The following is a 15,124-nucleotide window of genomic DNA, read 5'->3' on the forward strand; positions in this document are numbered from 1 at the left end:
TTTGAAAATATTTTCTGTTTAAATTTTATTGGATATATTTAAACAAAAATGAGTTATACCATTTCAGATCTGGAGAAGCTTTCGGGAATACAATCTCACACCATCAGGATTTGGGAGCATCGGTATAACGCTTTAAATCCGCATCGATCGCAAGGTAACACCCGTTTGTATGACGACGGGCATTTGAAAAAATTGCTTGATATTGTAAGTCTTAATGAATCTGGGTTTAAAATTTCAAAGATCTGCAGTTTATCCGATCAAGCTGTTGAAAAATTATTAGATGAACAACACAATTATCCATCTAATGATAAATTAGCCGAATTCTATATTTCAAGGCTGATTAGACATGGTATATCCTATAATGAATATGAGTTTAACCTCATTATCGAAGAAGGTTTTCAGAAATTGGGAATTGCCCAGGTTTATCGTCGGGTAATCTATCCTTTATTAGTTCGCTTGGGCATCATGTGGAGGAAAAACCATATCTGCCCTGCTCATGAGCATTTTATAGCTAATATCATTCGTAAAAAACTATTTGCTGCCATTAACGATATTACTCCCCCAACAGAGGATAATACCACCTGGCTGCTGTTTTTGCCAGAAGATGAAGATCATGAGATCGGTTTGCTGTTTGCGGATTATATGCTTCGATTAAATAAACAAAAAGTTATTTTTTTAGGCAGTAAAGTTCCGATCGATTCGATTAAGAATGTTTTTTCTACAATTAATATCGATCATGTTTTGTTTTTTTTCGTACGCACAAGGCTCCCTGATATTGCACAAAAATACATTGCTGAATTATCAGAAGTATGCAAATCTGCTCAGATACACTTAGCTGGAAATCAGCAGGTAATTTCCAAGCTTAAGCATATCGACCACATCAATTGCCTCCAATCTCTTGATGATTTTGAATTTACCATCCAACATCCCACCATATGAAAGAAATATTTGACCAACTATCAGAGGATTTCAGCAAGCTCACCACTAAACGTTACAGCACCAGCTTTTCGTTAGGCATTTATTTTTTAGGAAAGGAAATGCGTCAGCCTATTTACTCTATTTACGGTTTTGTTCGCCTTGCGGATGAGATTGTAGACAGCTTCCATGAATTTGATAAAAAGTATCTTTTAGATAAATTTAAAGAGGATACATTTGAAGCTATCGCGCTTGGAATTAGCTTAAATCCAATTTTAAATTCGTTTCAAAAAGTGGTTAACCAATATCAGATAGACCATGAACTGATTTTGCTTTTTTTAAACAGCATGGAAATGGATCTTCTTGAAAAAACATACACACCAGAATTATATGGCGAATATATTTTAGGCTCTGCAGAAGTAGTTGGCCTGATGTGTTTGAAGGTTTTCACCAGTGGTAATGAATTGGAGTATCAGCGTTTAAAGCCTTCCGCCATGAAGTTGGGTTCTGCGTTTCAAAAGATTAATTTTTTAAGAGATGTTAAAACAGATTATCAAAGCCTCAACCGTTGCTATTTCCCTAACGTGAACCTGAGTAAATTCTGTGATCTGGATAAACGTGCCATAGAGAAGGAAATTGAGGATGAATTTGCAGCGGCATTAATTGGCATCAAGATGCTACCGCTTAGTTCAAGAAATGGAGTGTACCTGTCTTATGTTTATTACAAGAAGCTATTTTGTAAAATAAAGGGATTGAGTGCAGAAAAAATCATGACCGGGCGGATTAGAATTCCAAATCACCTTAAAATTGGTTTAATGTTCGATTCGATGATCAGGCATAAGTTAAATGTGATTTAAGCTGGATGGAAGAACAGGTAATTCTTGTAGATGTAAATGATTCACCGATAGGGCAGATGGGAAAACTGGAGGCACACCAAAAAGGCGAACTGCATCGTGCATTTTCTATATTTATTTTCAACACTAAAGGGGAGTTGCTTCTACAGCAACGGGCTTTAGATAAATACCATTCGGGTGGGTTATGGACCAATACCTGTTGCAGCCACCCACGACCTGGCGAAGATAACCTGGCTGCAGCCAATCGCCGATTAATGGAAGAGATGGGTATGAAAGCTGATTTGACTGGTGTATTTAATTTTACTTATAGAGCTGAATTTGAAAGTGGATTAATCGAGCATGAATATGACCATGTTTTTTTCGGTAAATCAGACCTTCTGCCGATAATCAATAAGGAAGAAGTAGAGCGCTATAAATACATGAATTTAAATACGCTTAAACAAGAACTCTTAATTCATCCGAGCCAATACACGCCATGGCTAAGGATTTGTTTAGATAAAGTAATTGAGCAATTTTAATAGCATAAAAACAAAAAACGGGCATACAGCCTAAGCTATATACCCGTATCTAAATTAACGCTCTCGGAAGCAAATATAGGGTTACTTAACTTAAATCTCCAAATTTCTTAACACTTATTTTACTTTAAGATTATATTAAACGTATTTACTATCAATATAACTATAATAATTCATTATGATACAATGAGTTATGCAAAAGAACATTTTTTATTATCTGAACTATTATTTCCGCATTAATAATTAAAAGCCAACCTAAATAACGTTTTCAGGTTATTATTCTGGCTGGTATTTAATAATGACAGGGATAGCATAGGTATAATAATCTTTGCTATACGCGATCGGGTTTTTAATCTGCATGCAATTCAGATTCTTCCTTAGCTACTCTAATTTTCTCTTTTTTCAAGTCAATCCGGATAATATTATAAAGGCTCATGTAAACATTGGCAATCCAAACGATTGAAAAGAAAGAGATGATGTAACCCCTCCAATCTGGATAAATAAGCGTGTATCTAGTAATTAGTAGGATAATTAAGGTAACATAATGACTGAAGCAATATTCGCAGGTAAAAACGTAGAAAAATTTCCGCTTTACCAAACGGACACAATTTTTCGACCGATCGACACAAAATTCTCTTGCTTCCCTAAATATTTCTTCCTTGGTAACTGTCCAGGCAATACAGGCTACCGGAATAGCCAGTATAAAAAGGTAATAGATATGTGATTCCATAGAAAGAATAAATTGTTTCCATTATAACCTTAAAGGCTTACAAATGTTTAGGATGCGGATAAACATTTTGATGGCTGATCTGTTAGTAAGATATTCAATCTTAAAATATTATGGAAAGATCAGAAATATTAGACCTTCTTGAGGTTATTAATCAGCAAGTAAGTTCTGCCATTTTAGGCGGGAGAGATGAAGACTACGAAGAGTTGGAAAGTATGGGTTTAATTATCATTCACAGAGAAGCCGTACAGTGGACAGCCTCCATTACACCTGCCGGAATTGCGTACCTAGGGCATGACTAAACGCTAAAAGGCTTACAAATCTTTAACCTGATTATTGATTTAAATCTGTTAAATTTGCGGCAATGCTGGGATGAAGATGCTTTTATGATATGCCATTCCAGCGATGCTTATGGACGATTTTCAACTCAGAACCGTTAACGTTACCCGATACGTTACGCCTTTACGTGAAGGTGGCTCTATGCCCGCCATCGCCGAAGCCGATGATGGTTTCTTATATGTATTAAAATTTCGTGGTGCCGGACAAGGCCCGCGTGCTTTGATTTCTGAATTAATTGGTGGCGAAATTGCCAGAATTTTAGGTTTGCGTGTACCAGAATTGGTATTTGCTAATTTAGACGAAGCATTTGGCAGAACAGAACCTGATGAAGAAATTCAGGATTTGCTGAAAGCCAGTGTAGGTTTAAATTTGGCTTTGCATTACCTTTCCGGAGCGATTACCTTCGATGCCACCGTAACCACAATAGACCCTAAACTTGCTTCACAAATTGTATGGTTGGATTGTTTTTTAACCAATATGGATCGTACCTGCCGAAATACCAATATGTTGGTTTGGCACAAAGAGTTGTGGTTAATTGATCATGGTGCCGCATTATATTTTCATCATTCCTGGCAGAATTGGGAAGAGCAGGCTACCCGTCCGTTTTTCCTGGTAAAAGATCATGTCTTACTCCCGTGGGCATCAGAGCTGGAACTGGTGGATCAGGAATTTCGTTCAATACTCAATGCCCAAAAAATCGGCGCAGTGATTGATTTAATACCCGACGTTTGGCTGGAGGGCGAAACTAACTTTCCAACAAAAGAAGCGCACCGAAAAGCTTACGCATATTTCCTGGAAACCAGGTTGAACCATTCTCATATATTTTTAAAAGAAGCACAGCATGCAAGAGAAATACTTATTTGAGTACGCTGTAATTCGTGTAATGCCCAGGGTAGAACGCGAAGAGTTTCTTAACGTTGGTATTATTTTATTCTGTGCAAAGAAAAAGTTTCTGAATAGTGTTTTTTTCTTGAATGAAGCTAAAATTAAGACGTTCTGTTCTGAAATAGATCTCGATGATTTAAACGCAAATTTAAATGCCTTCCACCGGATCAGTATAGGCGCAAAAGGATCAGGATCAATAGGTGAGTATGATCAGGCATCAAGATTCAGGTGGTTAACTGCTACCAGGAGTACGGTGGTACAATGTTCAAAGGTTCATCCGGGATTTTGCATCGATGCAGAAGAAACGATGATGAGACTGCATAACGAACTGGTTCTTTAATAGGAATTCAAATAAAAAAAATTAACACATAATCAAATTCTATTGTCGAAAGAATATTTTAAAAACCTTCAGGAGTTGCTTGATATCGAGCGTGAAGAAGATTTACAATCCTATCTTAAACTTACTACAAATACTTCAGCAGCTGATAGAAGAGCATTGGGTTTAACCTGGTACCCGATAGCGATCAGAAATACGGAAATAGGTAAGGGTGATTACCTGAGTATAGAGTTAGAACGAACAACCCATCAAGATTTTTCTCATCAGTTCAGATTCGGTTCTGCGGTTGTTTTATTTTCAAACCACGATCCCAAAGTAGACAAACTGGAGGGAATCATCACCCACCAGAGTTTCAGCAAGATGAAGGTGAGCCTTCGGATCGATGAACTGCCAGATTGGGCGAGAGATGGGAAATTAGGGGTAGATTTATTGTTTGATAACAATAGCTATGATGAGATGCAACATGCACTTAAGCAAGCAGCAAATCTCTCGGGTCAGGCTCCCGAAAATAAACTGATTAATATCCTCACAAGTGAAGTAAAACCTTCATTTCAGCAGGTAGAGAAGTTTGTGATTCCGAATCAGCTCAATGAATCGCAACAGCTTGCTATCCATAAAATTGTATCTGCAGACCATCTGGCTATTATTCATGGTCCACCGGGAACGGGCAAAACAACAACAATTGTGCAGGCCATAAAGTCGCTGTTGAAACACCACGATCAGAAAATTCTGGTAGTTGCGCCAAGCAATACTGCCGTAGATTTACTGACCGAAAAATTGGTTATAGAAGGTTTGAATGTGATTCGGGTTGGCAATCCGGCACGTGTTTCTGAGAAACTTCTATCTGCTACACTAGATCACAAAATGGCTGATCATCCGGAAATGAAAACAATCAAAGCCCTGAAGAAACAAGCGAATGAGTATAAAAACATGGCTCATAAATATAAGCGAAGTTTCGGGAAAGCTGAACGCGACCAGCGAAAAGCACTATTTGATGAAGCCCACAAAATCGGGAGAGAAGTGGAAAAAACAGAATCCTATATTATGGATAATTTGTTTAATAAAGCACAAATCATTACAGCGACTTTAGTAGGTGCTAACCACCACACGGTTCGAAATTTAAAATATCATACTGTTGTAATTGACGAAGCGGGACAAGCTTTAGAACCGGCCTGCTGGATTCCGATTTTAAAGGCTCAAAAGTTAATTCTGGCGGGAGATCATTTTCAGTTATCGCCCACCATAAAATCAACGTTAGCATCACAAAAGGGTTTAAGTAATACTTTATTAGAGAAGCTTGTTAATCTTCATCCTGAATCTGTTGTGCTTTTAAATGAGCAATACAGGATGAATAAAAATATCATGGGGTATTCGTCAAAAGTTTTCTACGATAACAAATTAATTGCTCATCAATCGGTAGCAGATCGATTGCTTTTTGATGATGATGAGCCGATTAACTTTATCGATACTGCAGGTTGTAGCTATGATGAAAAATTAGATGGCACCAGTACCACCAATCCAGAGGAAGCAGCATTCTTAATCAGGCATTTGGTTGGTGTAGTTACAAAACTAGAAACAATATACCCATTAGAGAATTTCCCTACTGTTGCCATTATCTCTCCATATAAACAACAAATCCAGATTTTAAAGTCGTTGGTTCTGGAGGAAGAACTTTTAGTTAAATATCAAAATAAGATTGCAGTAAATACAATAGACAGTTTTCAGGGGCAGGAGAGAGATGTGGTTTATATTAGCTTAACAAGAAGCAATATGGATGGAAATATCGGCTTTTTGGCAGATACCCGAAGGATGAACGTAGCCATGACGAGGGCAAAAAAGAAGCTGGTGGTTATTGGCGACAGTTCAACACTATCTAAGTCAAAATTTTATGCAGATTTTATTGGTTATGCAGAAAACTTAAATTCATACCATAGCGCATGGGAATATATTGATACATAGAGGAGTTATGCAGTAGATTGATTTCATTTTAATATATAAAATTATTAGTTTTATGCCTATTATCGTAGATTAAGGTTTACTTACAAAATGAATTTGAAATTTTATTTCAAACATTTTGGCTCAGACTTCGTTGGTTTATGTTAAAGAATTAAGAATAATTTTAGATGAATCAAGGTTTGAAAATCTTAATCGCAGATGATAGCGATCTTATGCGAATTGTAATTAAAGGGTTTTTTAGGAAATTTCTATCCACTTCCGAAATTTCCGAAACTAAAAATTTATCGGATACCTTTGATCTGCTTGCCAGAGAGAATTTCGATTTTCTATTGTTAGACATCAATATGCCTGAAGCCAACAGCAACCCTGATACCGTGAAAGAAATTTTGACTTTGCAGGATAAACTCAAGATCTGTATGTTTTCTGGTAACGACAAGAAGACTTTAGAACAGGCTTACAGAGAAGCCGGTGCCATAGGCTTTATTCAAAAAGATGGGAATATTTCAAACTCCCTACAAGAGGTGTTAGCCAATAACTTCTAATTTATTATCTTCCAGTTTTCCAGAAATTGTTGCCCCGGCGATTAATAATTCGTTGGTGATCATTTTGGTATACTCTGTAATTTCAGATTTAAAATCCTTTACAGAAGATCCGGATCTGATTTCTTCTAACCTTTTTTCCCACTGGCCAGTAAGTTCTGCCTGTGCAATTTGTTTATCTTTAACCACTTCGTAAACAGCAAGCCCCTTATTCGTTGGAACTAAATTTCGTTTTTCTCGAGTAATATATGTCCTGGTGATGAGGGTTTCGATGATAGATGCACGTGTTGCTGGGGTACCTAATCCACTGTCCTTCATAGCATAACGTAACTCTTCATCTTCAATTTCTTTACCACATGTTTCCAGTGCTTTAAGAAGAGAAGCTTCGTTATACATCGATTTTGGCTTGGTCTGCTTTTCTAAAAAAGATTTTTCCGTTATCGGCAATTGTTCTCCCACAGCAACCTTAGGTAAAGCCGCATTATCTTCATCTTTTTTATCTTCATCTGTTTCATTAAAGACAGAACGCCATCCGGCAGAACGAATCACGGTTCCGTTAGCCAAAAATGTCAAGCCAGATTGAATCGTAATCTTTGTAATTTCCTTCAAACATTCCTGGTGAAAGGCTTCAATCATTCTACCCACAACCATATCATAAATGGCTTGTCTGTCGCTGCTTAAGCCATAAGCTTCTTCTCCGGTAGGTAAAACAGCATGGTGATCGGTCACCTTTTTTGCATTTACACTTCGTTTATTTAGCTTAATGGTTTGCAAAAACTGAGCCTGCTTACCAAAATCAGGGTGATTGGTAAACTTGGAAATTAAATCCGGAACGCCTGCAAAAACATCATCTCCAATATACCTGGAACCGGTACGTGGATAAGAAACCAGTTTACTTTCATATAAATTCTGCAGAATCCCCAACGTCTGATCAGCAGTGTAGCCTTTCTTTTTGTTGGCCTCTTGCTGCAAGCTACTCAAATCATGCAATAGTGGTGGTGGTTCTTTTCGTGGTTTAGCCTCCACCGCAGTAATATTTCCTCCGGTTGGGAAGCCAGAAGGTACATCTTCAACAAGGGCGAATAACTTCGAGGCTTCTTCTTTATCTTTATAGTTTGTGGTTGATACTGCTTTAAATACTTGTTCATCCTTTACCAGGAGGATACTGATCTGGAAATAAGTTTGAGGAACGAAATTTTTGATCTCCAGAAATCTGGCGCAAATCATCGCCAGGGTAGGTGTTTGTACCCTTCCCAATGATAAAACCGTTCTGTTCCCGGCAGAAATACTGAGTGCCTGCGTGGCATTCATGCCAACCAGCCAGTCTGATTCTGAACGACAATGCGCAGAGTTGAAAAGTGTATCGTAATCTGTTCCGGGCTTTAGATTTCTAAATCCATCTTTAATGGCTTCATCCGTTTGAGAGGAAATCCAAAGCCTTTTAAATGGTTTTTTACATTTTAAAAAATAATAGATATAGCGGAAAATCAATTCACCTTCACGCCCGGCATCCGTAGCCACTATAATTTCGGTGGCTTCGTCAAAAAGCTTCTTTATGGTGTCCAGTTGTTTTCTAACGGCTGGATCTTCCACGAAACCATCCTTCGTTTTAATTTTACGGATAGCCAGTTTAAACTTAGCAGGTAACATCGGTAAATGCTGCCTTCTCCAGCCAATAAAGCCATAATCCTGAGGTGGAGCCAATTGTAAAAGATGCCCGAAAGCCCAGGTAAAAGAATAACCTTTACCTTCAATGTATCCGTCTTTCCGGGTGGTTGCACCAAAAACTTTGGCGAGTTCACGACCAACAGAGGGCTTTTCTGCAATTACAATTTTCATGAATCAGGCTTGTCTTTCAAAGTCCAAAGATCGCGAAAATAACTCATCAAGAACCTAATTTTTTACTCACACTGTAAAAGCTTGTGCGTTAAACATTTTGCTAAATTTGCTGTTAGCTCCTGGTAAATTTGGTAACAATTGCAGCCAGCTTTGATCTAAAAAATAAATGGAGAAAATATACAATTTTGATAACATTAAAATAAAAGTTGGCCTGGAACCAAATCTGGTGCGGGTGTATAGCGATAAAGCACTTTGGACTTTTCTAAATACCGATGCAGAATCAGGATTTGAATTATTGGTTGAAACCATTAAAAATGAATACGTAACTATCTTTGGAAAGGCGCTCAACATCACTAATGATTCATTAATCGTAGAGATTTTAGTTCATGTTTATTGCGATTATTTAGGTTTACGCTTTAATCAAATAGTAAAAATTAAATTTATCCAGAATTTGGTAAATAAACTACTGGAGCGTACCGAAGTTGTTGACTGTGGCGAGCGAAGCGTAGATGGAAACCGTTGGGTTTGGGATTTGCTGGCGAGATACAAAAGACCTTTTCTTCGTATTCTGCCTAAGCATTTAAATGCAAGAAAATTGAAAGTTTAGGCTCCAATTTAAGCCAATATGATTAATAGGGTATTGCTGTTACAAAAAGAGATTGTCTATAATTCTTTTGCAAGGTTAACTAAGAAACCCTTCAATTTTTCTAAGGAATCGATAATCTTTTGATTTTCCTTTACATCAGATTTATTATGTTTCAGGTGCTCTTTAGCTCCCTTTAATGTAAAGCCTTTTTCATCAACCAGATTGAAGATGATTTTAAGATTTTCAATATCTTCAGGAGTGAAAAGTCGGTTGCCTTTTTTGTTTTTCTTAGGCTGAAGGATGTCGAATTCCTTTTCGTAAAAACGGATTTGAGAGGCGTTTACATTAAACATTTCAGTCACTTCACCCATCGTATAATACATTTTATTAATGTCTCTTTCTTTATAAGGCATAACTTGTGCTTGATTATTAGGGTTTTACATCGATTAATTAAAGTATTCAAATGTAGGTTGATTTTTCCTGATTAACGCAATAAAATTTTAATTTTGTTCCTCCAAGATTTACGATAATGACAGCTAAAGAAATAAGACAAGCGTTCCTTAATTTTTTCGAACAAAAACAACATCACCTGGTTGCTTCAGCGCCAATTTTAGTTAAAAACGACCCAACATTAATGTTTACCAATGCGGGGATGAACCAGTTTAAGGATTTGTTTTTAGGAGAAGCAGCCATTAAGTATCCAAGAGTTGCCGATACCCAACGTTGTTTACGCGTATCTGGAAAACACAATGATTTAGAAGAAGTAGGGATTGATACCTATCACCATACCATGTTCGAAATGCTGGGAAACTGGAGTTTTGGCGATTATTTTAAAAAAGATGCCATTGCCTGGAGCTGGGAATTATTAACAGAAGTTTATAAAATTCCGAAGGAAAAACTTTACGTAACTTATTTTGAAGGTGATGAAAAAGAAGGCCTGGAAAAAGACCAGGAAGCTTACGACCTTTGGAAACAATATGTGGATGAAAGCCATATTTTACCTGGAAATAAAAAAGATAATTTCTGGGAAATGGGCGAAACGGGTCCTTGTGGTCCGTGTTCTGAAATCCACGTAGACTGTCGTACTGATGAGGAAAAAGTATTGATTAATGGCGCTACCTTGGTAAATGCCGATCATCCGCAGGTAATTGAAATCTGGAACAATGTATTTATGCAGTTTAACCGCTTAAAAGATGGTTCATTGCAAAGTTTACCAGCTAAACATGTAGATACCGGAATGGGTTTTGAGCGTTTGGTACGTGTATTACAAGAAAAAACTTCCAACTACGATACTGATGTTTTTCAGCCGATGATTCAGTTTATCGCAGAAAAATCCGGCACTCCATATGGCATTGATGAAAAAACAGATATTGCCATGCGGGTAATGGCTGATCATATTCGCGCCATCTCATTCGTGATTGCTGATGGTCAGTTGCCATCAAATAATAAAGCAGGTTACGTGATCCGCAGGATTTTACGTCGTGCGGTACGCTATGCTTACACCTTTTTAAACTTCAAAGAACCGTTTTTGAATCAATTGGTGCCTTTGTTGGCAGAACAATTTAAGGGAGTTTTCGAAGAATTGGTTGCGCAGCAGGATTTTGTACAGAAAGTAATTTTAGAAGAAGAGGTTTCGTTTTTGAGGACTTTATCTACTGGTATCCAGAGATTTGATAAATACCAGGCTACCGATGGCATTGTAGAAGGCAATTTCGCGTTCGAGTTATCAGATACTTTCGGTTTTCCAATCGATCTAACTGAATTAATGTCGAGAGAAAAGGGTTGGTCTGTTGATTTGGAAGCTTATGAACAAGCGCTTAAAAAACAAAAAGATGATAGCCGCGCCGCTACAGCTATTGATACAGGCGATTGGGTGATTGTTAATACTGATGACCAAAGTGAATTTGTAGGTTACGATGATTTAGAAATCGAAACGGAAATTTTAAAATACCGCAAGGTAAAAGCAAAAGGCAAGGAACAATATCAAATCGTTTTACGCCAAACACCTTTTTATGCCGAAAGCGGCGGACAGGTAGGAGATACCGGTCGTTTAGAAGACCACAGTCGCCAGTTTTGGGTAGACATTACCGATACAAAAAAAGAAAACGGACTTACCGTTCACTTTACAGATCTTCTTCCTGATAATTTGGAAGGAAAATTCTGGGCAGTGGTAGATGAAGATAAACGTACCTTAACGGAGGATAACCATTCTGCAACACACTTATTGCATGCTGCATTGAAACAAGTGTTGGGGCAGCATGTAAACCAGAAAGGCTCACTGGTAAATGCGGATTATCTACGTTTCGATTTTTCTCATTTTTCGAAAGTAACTGATGAAGAATTGGCGCAGATAGAAGTGATTGTCAATCAGAAAATCAGGGAAAATATTAAATTAAAAGAACAGCGAAATGTGCCTTATCAGGATGCCATTCAAAGTGGCGTAACTGCTCTGTTTGGAGAGAAATACGGTGATTTTGTTCGGATGATTACTTTTGATGATCATTTTTCAAAAGAACTTTGTGGCGGAACGCACGTGAAAGCAACCGGACAAATCGGATCTTTCAAAATCGTTTCGGAAAGTGCCGTTGCAGCAGGTGTTCGCCGGATTGAGGCCATCACAGCTGATAAAGCGGAACAGTATTTCTTAGATCAACGTAGAGAATTAGGCCATTTAAAAGCACTCTTAAATGGCTCGAAAGATCTTACGGCATCAGTTCAGGCTTTACTGGATGAAAATGCCAGATTGAAAAAAGAAATTGAAAAAACTACTTTAGAGCGCGTAGGGAATTTAAAAAATGAAATTGTGCACCATGTAAGGGGTATAAATGGGGTAAACCTCATTGCCAGACATATTGATTTACAAAGTGCCGACGCTATCAAAAACCTGGCTTTCTCACTTAAAGACATGGTTGATAATTTGTTTTTAGTCTTCACCACAGAAATTGATGCGAAACCTGGCATCACCGTGATGTTATCTGATCACCTTGTAAAAAAAGGTATGAACGCATCAAACATTGTTCGGGAGTTGGGTAAAGAAATTCAAGGTGGAGGAGGAGGTCAGCCTTTTTATGCAACAGCTGGCGGTAAAAATCCTGCTGGTTTAGAAAAGGTGCTGGAAAAAGCTGAAGATTTTATTCCAAAAGGATAATAAATATAGTTAGTCGGGATCTCTAATCCCGGCTTTTCTAGTTGCGGATTTAAAATCCACAGTTAATTAATAGGCCAGATTACAAATCTCGCCCAACGTTTAGTTAGCCGGGATCTCTAATCCCGACTTTTCTAGTTGCGGATTTAAAATCCGCAGTTAATTATAGGCGAGATTACAAATCTCACCCAACGTTTAGTTAGCCGGGATCTCCAATTCTGACTTTTCTAGTTGCGGATTTAAAATCTGCAGTTAATTATAGATAATATTTTACTCTAAAATCTTAAATCCTCATGCAATTGGTTTGTATGAGGATTTCTTATTTATAGCTTACTTTCGTGCTGACTACCATCAGGCTAATAAACTTTTAACGCTTATATATTTAAGGACGTTTTGCTCAAAAAAGATAAGATCAGCAGAAAATAATTACATTGCATGATTAATACTCACTATTAAACAAGTTTAAATGGGGACCGGATTTTCGTTATTTTTTATTTTTATTGCTATTAAAATAATGAACAAACATCTGGATAAAGATATTCTTCAACCCACGGTGGTAGAAAATCCAAATCTCGGCGAAACCAAACTCATCAATTACTTTCCGGTAATTTTTCACCTCACCATTATTGTACTGATTTTGTTCTCGTGTTTTAGGTCTGGAATTATGAGCGAGGCGCGTATAGGCTTACTGATTTCGGATGGGATTTTCCAATTTGTAAGCACCATGTTGATTTATATCATCACTCTTATTAATCCATTTATATCTTTTTCCACCGAAATGAGAAAAAAAATTACCGATAAGGCGCAGGAGCAGGAATTTAACTGGCTCAATTGGCTATTAAAAAATAGAAACTGGCAGTTATTAAAGGGTTTAGCCTGTATTGCTATTATAGGCTATTGCATATATGAAGGTTATCTGGTTATCCCAAATTTGAATCAGGGCGTTTTATCAGGAATAGCAGTTGTGCTGATTTTCTTTTTTGTACTTAGTAATATCATACAGTTAATTCAAAATCCGGTATTGTTTAAGCAAAAAACATTGTTTAGGCTATCTATGCTTTACAAGTCTTTCAAATTGGTCTTCCTGATATCTCTTGGTTTGCTTATAACTATTTTCGTCTTCACACTAGTTTTGAAGATTGATCAGGATCAACGTATTCTGACTTCGGGAAGCATATTGCTTGTTTATAATGTGGTGATGGCTTATAATGAATTCAAAATCCTTCGCGCTGATTAATGATATTTCCTCAATGCCCGGATCGCAATAAACAATCCAATTAGTGTTAAAAATGCACTTAAGATAAAGGGAGCACCCGGAAAATATAAAGGTGTTCCATCCTGAATAAAATACACAAAAATATGGCTGGCCACCCAGGGCCCGATAATGGCAGCCAGGCTTTGTAAACTTGTGGTAATCCCTTGAATTTCTCCTTGTGCATTTTCAGGCACCTGATTAGAGATAATGCTCTGCATCGCTGGTCCGCCGATTCCAGCCAGGCAATATGGAATAATAAACAACATCATCATTGTTCCGTTTTTCGCAAAGGCAAAACATACGAAACCAATCACATAAAGCATCAATCCAAAATAGATTGCCTTTCTATTTCCAATTTTCGGAATAACAATCCGGATCAATCCACCCTGAACCAATGCAACCATAATCCCCACTACAGCCAGCGAATAACCAATCATTTTAGGTGTCCATTGGAACTTTTCAATCACATAATACGACCAATTGGATTGAACGGAATGACTTGCAATATAGAGTAGTAATAAAGTCGCCAACAAGCCTAAAATTGCGGGGTATTTTGATGCATTGATAAACGAACCAACCGGATTGGCGCGTTTCCATGAAAAACTTCTACGTTTCTCTTTTGCCAGCGATTCTGGTAAAATAAAATAACCATACAACCAGTTGAGTAATGACAGGCCCGCTGCAACCATAAAAGGTACTCTTAACCCGAAGCTACTGAGCAAGCCTCCACCAACTGATCCTAAAATAAAACCTAATCCAAATGCAGCCCCCACCAACCCGAAGTTTTGAGCCTTTTTTTCAGGTGTTGATATATCTGCAATATACGCCATGCCAGTAGTGAAGCTTGCACCCGTAATTCCGGCAATAATTCTACCGATAAAAAACCAGAAGATTGATGGTGCAAAGGAGAGAAGCAGATAATCCATGCCCAGTCCAAATAGAGAGAAAAGCAAGATTGGTCGCCTGCCATACTGATCACTTAAACCACCCAGGATGGGTGAGAAAATGAACTGCGGTAAAGCAAACGCAACCATTAGGTAGCCTCCATAATCTGCAGCTACGCTAGTGCTTCCACCCGTAAATTCTTTAATAAGATTTGGTAAAACCGGAATGATGATTCCGAAACCAGTACAATCAATCAAAAGCGTAATCATAATAAAGATCATCGCCGATTGTTTCTGCTTAGCCATAGGTTTTGGTTATATACAAAAATAGAATTTTGATGTTAATCT

Annotated in this window: 15 protein-coding genes; 11 read left to right on the forward strand and 4 right to left on the reverse strand. The window is 37.6% G+C overall.

From position 1 onward, the window contains the following. The first annotated feature begins 48 nt into the window (after positions 1-48). Genes ACN1CD_RS05900 through idi form a run of 3 tightly spaced genes read left to right on the forward strand, consistent with a single transcriptional unit; the run spans position 49 to position 2,287 of the window. Positions 49-939 carry a MerR family transcriptional regulator gene (locus ACN1CD_RS05900; RefSeq protein WP_419129396.1) on the forward strand — a complete coding sequence of 297 codons (891 nt, stop codon included), beginning with the start codon at positions 49-51 and terminating at the stop codon, positions 937-939. Continuing rightward, entirely contained in the window at positions 936-1,772 is an 837-nt protein-coding gene (locus ACN1CD_RS05905) for a phytoene/squalene synthase family protein (RefSeq protein WP_419129397.1), read from the forward strand. Before ACN1CD_RS05900 ends, ACN1CD_RS05905 begins: the two co-directional genes overlap by 4 nt. Positions 1,773-1,777: 5 nt before the next feature. Next, on the forward strand, positions 1,778-2,287 hold the full coding sequence (idi, locus tag ACN1CD_RS05910; RefSeq protein ID WP_419129398.1) for an isopentenyl-diphosphate Delta-isomerase: 510 nt from the start codon (positions 1,778-1,780) through the stop codon (positions 2,285-2,287). Positions 2,288-2,633: 346 nt separating this feature from the next. On the opposite strand, the gene ACN1CD_RS05915 is transcribed toward idi, so the two are convergent. Next, entirely contained in the window at positions 2,634-3,014 is a 381-nt protein-coding gene (locus tag ACN1CD_RS05915; protein ID WP_419129399.1) for a hypothetical protein, read from the reverse strand. Positions 3,015-3,124: 110 nt separating this feature from the next. Between ACN1CD_RS05915 and ACN1CD_RS05920 the strand changes: the two genes are divergently transcribed. From ACN1CD_RS05920 to ACN1CD_RS05940, 5 genes are all read left to right on the forward strand, one after another. Beyond that, entirely contained in the window at positions 3,125-3,313 is a 189-nt protein-coding gene (locus tag ACN1CD_RS05920) for a hypothetical protein (RefSeq protein ID WP_419129400.1), read from the forward strand. A 109-nt stretch (positions 3,314-3,422) separates the two neighbouring features. Next, positions 3,423-4,214 carry a HipA family kinase gene (locus ACN1CD_RS05925; protein WP_419129401.1) on the forward strand — a complete coding sequence of 264 codons (792 nt, stop codon included), beginning with the start codon at positions 3,423-3,425 and terminating at the stop codon, positions 4,212-4,214. Continuing rightward, positions 4,192-4,575, forward strand: coding sequence for a DUF3037 domain-containing protein (locus ACN1CD_RS05930; protein ID WP_419129402.1), 384 nt, complete (start codon positions 4,192-4,194; stop codon positions 4,573-4,575). Before ACN1CD_RS05925 ends, ACN1CD_RS05930 begins: the two co-directional genes overlap by 23 nt. 42 nt (positions 4,576-4,617) lie before the next feature. After that, positions 4,618-6,531 (forward strand): AAA domain-containing protein, encoded by a 1,914-nt coding sequence (locus ACN1CD_RS05935; RefSeq protein ID WP_419129403.1) that lies wholly within the window; start codon positions 4,618-4,620, stop codon positions 6,529-6,531. 176 nt (positions 6,532-6,707) lie between these two features. Beyond that, entirely contained in the window at positions 6,708-7,070 is a 363-nt protein-coding gene (locus ACN1CD_RS05940; protein WP_419129404.1) for a response regulator, read from the forward strand. Here ACN1CD_RS05940 and topB read toward each other — a convergent pair. Next, positions 7,053-8,906 carry a DNA topoisomerase III gene (topB, locus tag ACN1CD_RS05945; protein WP_419129405.1) on the reverse strand — a complete coding sequence of 618 codons (1,854 nt, stop codon included), beginning with the start codon at positions 8,904-8,906 and terminating at the stop codon, positions 7,053-7,055. The two genes, ACN1CD_RS05940 and topB, sit on opposite strands and share 18 nt — an antisense overlap. A 166-nt stretch (positions 8,907-9,072) precedes the next feature. On the opposite strand from topB, the gene ACN1CD_RS05950 reads away from it, so the two are divergent. Next, positions 9,073-9,513 (forward strand): hypothetical protein, encoded by a 441-nt coding sequence (locus tag ACN1CD_RS05950; RefSeq protein ID WP_419129406.1) that lies wholly within the window; start codon positions 9,073-9,075, stop codon positions 9,511-9,513. 56 nt (positions 9,514-9,569) lie between these two features. Here ACN1CD_RS05950 and ACN1CD_RS05955 read toward each other — a convergent pair whose 3' ends face one another. Further along, positions 9,570-9,905 (reverse strand): MerR family transcriptional regulator, encoded by a 336-nt coding sequence (locus ACN1CD_RS05955; RefSeq protein WP_088301709.1) that lies wholly within the window; start codon positions 9,903-9,905, stop codon positions 9,570-9,572. Between the two features lie 116 nt (positions 9,906-10,021). On the opposite strand from ACN1CD_RS05955, the gene alaS reads away from it, so the two are divergent. Then, positions 10,022-12,640, forward strand: coding sequence for an alanine--tRNA ligase (gene alaS / locus ACN1CD_RS05960; RefSeq protein WP_419129407.1), 2,619 nt, complete (start codon positions 10,022-10,024; stop codon positions 12,638-12,640). 511 nt (positions 12,641-13,151) lie between these two features. After that, on the forward strand, positions 13,152-13,874 hold the full coding sequence (locus tag ACN1CD_RS05965; RefSeq protein ID WP_419129408.1) for a hypothetical protein: 723 nt from the start codon (positions 13,152-13,154) through the stop codon (positions 13,872-13,874). Here ACN1CD_RS05965 and ACN1CD_RS05970 read toward each other — a convergent pair. Beyond that, positions 13,871-15,082: a TCR/Tet family MFS transporter gene (locus ACN1CD_RS05970; RefSeq protein ID WP_419129409.1), complete on the reverse strand. Its 1,212-nt coding sequence runs from the start codon at positions 15,080-15,082 to the stop codon at positions 13,871-13,873. The genes ACN1CD_RS05965 and ACN1CD_RS05970 overlap by 4 nt on opposite strands. Between the last annotated feature and the right edge of the window lie 42 nt (positions 15,083-15,124).

The sequence above is a fragment of the Pedobacter sp. N23S346 genome, from assembly GCF_048515415.1.
In the GTDB taxonomy this organism is placed as follows: domain Bacteria; phylum Bacteroidota; class Bacteroidia; order Sphingobacteriales; family Sphingobacteriaceae; genus Pedobacter.

What these genes read in the sequence shown, in the direction of transcription:
- ACN1CD_RS05900 (WP_419129396.1), top strand. Translation starts at nt 49, where the DNA reads ATGAGTTATACCATTTCAGATCTGGAGAAGCTTTCGGGAATACAATCT.
- ACN1CD_RS05905 (WP_419129397.1), top strand. Translation starts at nt 936, where the DNA reads ATGAAAGAAATATTTGACCAACTATCAGAGGATTTCAGCAAGCTCACC.
- idi (WP_419129398.1), top strand. Translation starts at nt 1,778, where the DNA reads ATGGAAGAACAGGTAATTCTTGTAGATGTAAATGATTCACCGATAGGG.
- ACN1CD_RS05915 (WP_419129399.1), bottom strand. Translation starts at nt 3,014, where the DNA reads ATGGAATCACATATCTATTACCTTTTTATACTGGCTATTCCGGTAGCC.
- ACN1CD_RS05920 (WP_419129400.1), top strand. Translation starts at nt 3,125, where the DNA reads ATGGAAAGATCAGAAATATTAGACCTTCTTGAGGTTATTAATCAGCAA.
- ACN1CD_RS05925 (WP_419129401.1), top strand. Translation starts at nt 3,423, where the DNA reads ATGGACGATTTTCAACTCAGAACCGTTAACGTTACCCGATACGTTACG.
- ACN1CD_RS05930 (WP_419129402.1), top strand. Translation starts at nt 4,192, where the DNA reads ATGCAAGAGAAATACTTATTTGAGTACGCTGTAATTCGTGTAATGCCC.
- topB (WP_419129405.1), bottom strand. Translation starts at nt 8,906, where the DNA reads ATGAAAATTGTAATTGCAGAAAAGCCCTCTGTTGGTCGTGAACTCGCC.
- ACN1CD_RS05950 (WP_419129406.1), top strand. Translation starts at nt 9,073, where the DNA reads ATGGAGAAAATATACAATTTTGATAACATTAAAATAAAAGTTGGCCTG.
- ACN1CD_RS05955 (WP_088301709.1), bottom strand. Translation starts at nt 9,905, where the DNA reads ATGCCTTATAAAGAAAGAGACATTAATAAAATGTATTATACGATGGGT.
- alaS (WP_419129407.1), top strand. Translation starts at nt 10,022, where the DNA reads ATGACAGCTAAAGAAATAAGACAAGCGTTCCTTAATTTTTTCGAACAA.
- ACN1CD_RS05965 (WP_419129408.1), top strand. Translation starts at nt 13,152, where the DNA reads ATGAACAAACATCTGGATAAAGATATTCTTCAACCCACGGTGGTAGAA.
- ACN1CD_RS05970 (WP_419129409.1), bottom strand. Translation starts at nt 15,082, where the DNA reads ATGGCTAAGCAGAAACAATCGGCGATGATCTTTATTATGATTACGCTT.